This is a genomic window from Ferroglobus sp., assembly GCF_015521575.1.
In the GTDB taxonomy this organism is placed as follows: domain Archaea; phylum Halobacteriota; class Archaeoglobi; order Archaeoglobales; family Archaeoglobaceae; genus Ferroglobus.
In genome coordinates this window covers 1-3,776 of the sequence record NZ_WANY01000084.1, presented here as the reverse complement: position 1 = coordinate 3,776, position 3,776 = coordinate 1, and the positions used below count along the sequence as shown (strand labels likewise).

The following is a 3,776-nucleotide window of genomic DNA, read 5'->3' as shown; positions in this document are numbered from 1 at the left end:
GAATGAACAAGGAGAAGGAGAGGAATAAATCCCGGATAAATTGTTACTCCTGTCTTGATTCAGAAAAGGTGGAAAATCTCGGTTACGTTTACTGTCACTGTTGGAAAGTCATCGTGAGCTGCGGGTGAGTTCGAATCTGTCCTGACTTCATCTTTCACCTTCAGAATTCTAACCAAGTCCCTCGGAACTTTGACAGATATCTCTTCCATTAGTAATCAATCGAAAGCACACATTATGTATTTAATCCTAATTAAGAAGCAATAGATGAAAATTGTATCCGTCTGCTCACCTTTTCAGGGAAAGCAGGAAAATGTTAAGAAATATTGCAGAATGCTTGTTGATATGGGTTACATCTCCGATAGCACTCCATGTTTGCTTTAGCCAATTTTGCGGATGAGCACAATCTTAACGAGAAAGAGCTTTGGAGATAAACCAGAAATTGTTTGAGTTTTGGTATGAGTTGTGGACATTCGGAGGTGAAATAACAGAAGGCATGAAAGAAGAGAGTAAAAGTTTCAAGAAATTTACAGTGTTAAGACTACTCCTTTCCTGCTTTCGGATGCCTTGCTAATCCGGCTTCTATAGTCTTAGCGACTTTCAGCATTAACGTGTAAACAAGGAATCCCCACGCAACTGTTCCAGCAACAATGACCCATTCCATGAATGAGGGCATGTACTCCCAGATCTCTCCTATCGGAGTTGGGACGAAGCCGGGAACGACCAATCCCATACCTTTCTCAAGCCAAATACCGGTTGCATTTAGGCTACAAGCTGCAGCGAGTGTTTTGAAGTTTCTACGAGTTTTTGGATAGAGGAGCAACGCTACTGAAGTTATTTGCATAAACAGAGACAACCAAGCGATTGGTTTTAATGCCGCGTAGACCTTTCCGTTATGCTCTAATCCGAAGAAGAGGTATTTGAGCGATACTTGGTGTATCGTGGCGGAGTAGAAAACGGTGTACAGCTCGGAGAGAAGCAAGAATAGGTTGACGAGCATAGCGATCAGCGTTATTTGTGCGAGCGTCTCTATCGCTTTTTCCGATATGTATTTTCTGTAGAAGGTGTACTTCCTTATGATCAGTAAAACGAGGATCATAATAGCCGGTCCAGATGTGAAAGCGCTCGCTATGAAACGCGGTGCCATTAAGGCTGTGTTCCAGTAGGGTCTTGCTGAGAGACCGGCGTAAATAAAAGCTGTGACTGTGTGGATGCTTATAGCCCATGGAATGGATAGGAAAATGAAGAACTTTATCCAGTTGCTCGGTTCCGAGCCTATGTACTTCTTGTAAAGCTTGTATCCCGGAATCAAAAGGTTCAAAAATAGATAACCGTTCAGCACGAGAACATCCCAGACGAGCATCGAATCTGGCCAGTTCGGAGTGCCGATAAGCGGAAACATGTGCCATAGCCTTTCAACCCTACCCACATCAGCCAAAACGTTTGTTAGTGCGATTATCAAAGCTGCCACAGCCAAGAACTCCCCGAAAGTGACGATGTACTCGAACTCTCTGTAGTTGTAGAGGTAAAGGGGGGCGACGATTAGAACTGCCGAAGCTGCAACACCCACGAAGAAGGTGAAATTCGAAATGTAAAGACCCCAGCTCACCTGATCACGCATTCCGGTAACGATTAGACCGTGCATGAGTTGGTATATGTACGCGTAAGTGCCAAGAACGACAAGCATAACTAAGCTTGCTAACCATACGTAATACCTTCGATCGCCTGTGAGGGCTATTTTTATTGAAGCGAACACGAAATCCAGAAAGTATCGGATCTCCCTCAGAATGTTTTTCACGCTCTTCACCTCGTCAGTCCATAAAGTAGAAGAACTTCGGTTCCGTGCCAAGCTCCTCTTTCAGCCTGAATACTCTTTTTTCTCTGATTATTTTCCTTATCTCGCTATTTGGATCGAGAAGATTTCCAAATTTCCTTGCTCCAACTGGACAAGCTTCTACGCACGCTGGATACCTTCCCTCCCTCGTTCGCTGAATGCAGAAGGTGCACTTCTCCACCACGCCCCTATACCTTATGCGATTGCCCAAATAGTGCTGATTCGGATTGATCTCTTCTTTTGGTATGTACGGCCAGCTCCAGTTGAACCTCCTTGCCCAGTAAGGACAGGCTGCCATGCAATATCTACAACCTATGCACCAGTTGTAGTCTACGACGATTATCCCGTCGGGCTCTTTCCAAGTAGCTCTTGTGGGGCAAACTTTAACGCATGGTGGCTTTTCGCATTGCTGACATTGAATGGGAATGTACATCTTCCCGTCTTCTGGGACTTTTTCTGGATCATAATAATGTTCGCTCTCCTCCAAAACGACACCTGCAACAACATCTCCGAACTTCGTACCGATCCCCTGCTCTTCAGTTCCCGGTTCAAGTTTCTCCTGTGCGACCTCCAATACACGTATCCAGTGGATTTCGTTGCTTGTGGGATCATCGGGAGATGCTCTGGACTGATTGTTCTCCTTAACGCAAGCGTAAACGCAACGTCTGCAGCCTATACACCTTTTTATGTTTAAAGCGTAACCCCAAACTACGCCTTCTTTTGCTGGAGTGGTTTTTATGTTTACATCAACGCCGTACCTCTCCTTGTACTCTCTTTCGAGCCTTTCTATAACCGCTTTTTTCTCTTCCTCGCTCATCTCCTTAAAATGCTTTTGAGTTAGCTCTTCGATTGAAACATTTATAAACGGTATTCTGAGGGAAGCCACAGGAGCGATCGCGGAAGTCATAACAACCTTTTTGATAAAATCCCTTCTTTTCATGAAATCACCCCTCATTTTCTGGCGGAGTAAAGCATCAAAACCAAACTAAACGCCATAATGGCTGTTGCGAAGTATTGGAAAGATATAGGAATGGGAGGTGAGGGTGGTTTTTCTGGAGGTTTCTCTGGAGTGATCGGTTTAAATGCTGGATTGACGTCGTGAGGATTGTGACAATCTACGCATATGACATCGGGGGTTGGATTGGATATGTTTCCCACCCATCTGCCGTGGATGCGCATCTTCCAGTCTTTGTATATCACAGCATGACACTGCCTGCACAACTCTGGAGATTTGTTGAAAGGTATAGCTGAACCGTTAACGAGGAGGAAAGTATCTCTATCTTCAGGATTGTGGCAGGCGAAACACCAGAAGTTCCCGTGTTCAAGCTTAAATCTGTGGTTTGGGGGAGCGTTAACGAGTTCTCTCGGAGTAAAATTCGTTTCAATTCGTTTATGGCACAAGTTACACCAATCGCCGATATAAGATGCGAGCTCCCTAATATCGTCCTCGCTTAATTCCTCATCAATGCCCCATGGTGGCATTCTTCCGCTTTTTATCGCATCAATAACTGCCTCGTTAACGTCTTTGTATCTAAATTCCTCCGGAACTTTGCCGTGACAGCCTTTGCAGTATTTTTTGTACAACCCCGCTCCGCCACTCGTTTCTTCCTCCTCTTCGACGTACCCTTCAAAGGAATAGTTGTGCTGGAGGTAGTAGATTCCCCTCTCGTTAAGCTGAGAATAATCTCCTTCTACGTGGCAGAAATCGCAGTTTCTGCTTTCTTTAGCACCAAATTCTGGAGTTGCTGCGGCGACATACAAAATTACAAGTAGGAAGGTTAGCGTGAACATTATCACTGTTGCAGGTGAAATCCTAACCGATCGCTTTACCATTCTTTCTGCACCTCCAATTTTCAATGATTTTTCGTGTGTGTCTTTTGTTATCGAAGGATTATAAATAGCTAATGGCTCAAAAGTAAGGATCGCTTAAAAGAGTATAGATAAT

The 3,776-nt window shown here is 44.4% G+C and carries 4 protein-coding genes; all 4 read right to left on the bottom strand.

Annotated features, from left to right (window positions below):
• Positions 1–59: 59 nt before the first annotated feature.
• The 4 genes from F7C14_RS03690 to F7C14_RS03675 all read right to left on the bottom strand — a co-directional run bounded on the left by F7C14_RS03690 (position 60) and on the right by F7C14_RS03675 (position 3,664).
• A complete protein-coding gene (locus F7C14_RS03690) occupies positions 60–209 on the bottom strand; it encodes a hypothetical protein (RefSeq protein WP_290900049.1) in 150 nt (49 codons plus the stop codon).
• 329 nt (positions 210–538) lie between these two features.
• Complete coding sequence (gene dsrP / locus F7C14_RS03685) at positions 539–1,795, bottom strand: sulfate reduction electron transfer complex DsrMKJOP subunit DsrP (RefSeq protein ID WP_290900048.1); 1,257 nt, start codon at positions 1,793–1,795, stop codon at positions 539–541.
• A 13-nt stretch (positions 1,796–1,808) separates the two neighbouring features.
• On the bottom strand, positions 1,809–2,771 hold the full coding sequence (locus F7C14_RS03680) for a 4Fe-4S dicluster domain-containing protein (protein WP_290900046.1): 963 nt from the start codon (positions 2,769–2,771) through the stop codon (positions 1,809–1,811).
• An 11-nt stretch (positions 2,772–2,782) separates the two neighbouring features.
• A complete protein-coding gene (locus F7C14_RS03675; RefSeq protein WP_290900044.1) occupies positions 2,783–3,664 on the bottom strand; it encodes a c-type cytochrome in 882 nt (293 codons plus the stop codon).
• Positions 3,665–3,776 lie beyond the last annotated feature (112 nt).

What these genes read in the sequence shown, in the direction of transcription:
- F7C14_RS03690 (WP_290900049.1), bottom strand. Translation starts at nt 209, where the DNA reads ATGGAAGAGATATCTGTCAAAGTTCCGAGGGACTTGGTTAGAATTCTG.
- F7C14_RS03680 (WP_290900046.1), bottom strand. Translation starts at nt 2,771, where the DNA reads ATGAAAAGAAGGGATTTTATCAAAAAGGTTGTTATGACTTCCGCGATC.
- F7C14_RS03675 (WP_290900044.1), bottom strand. Translation starts at nt 3,664, where the DNA reads ATGGTAAAGCGATCGGTTAGGATTTCACCTGCAACAGTGATAATGTTC.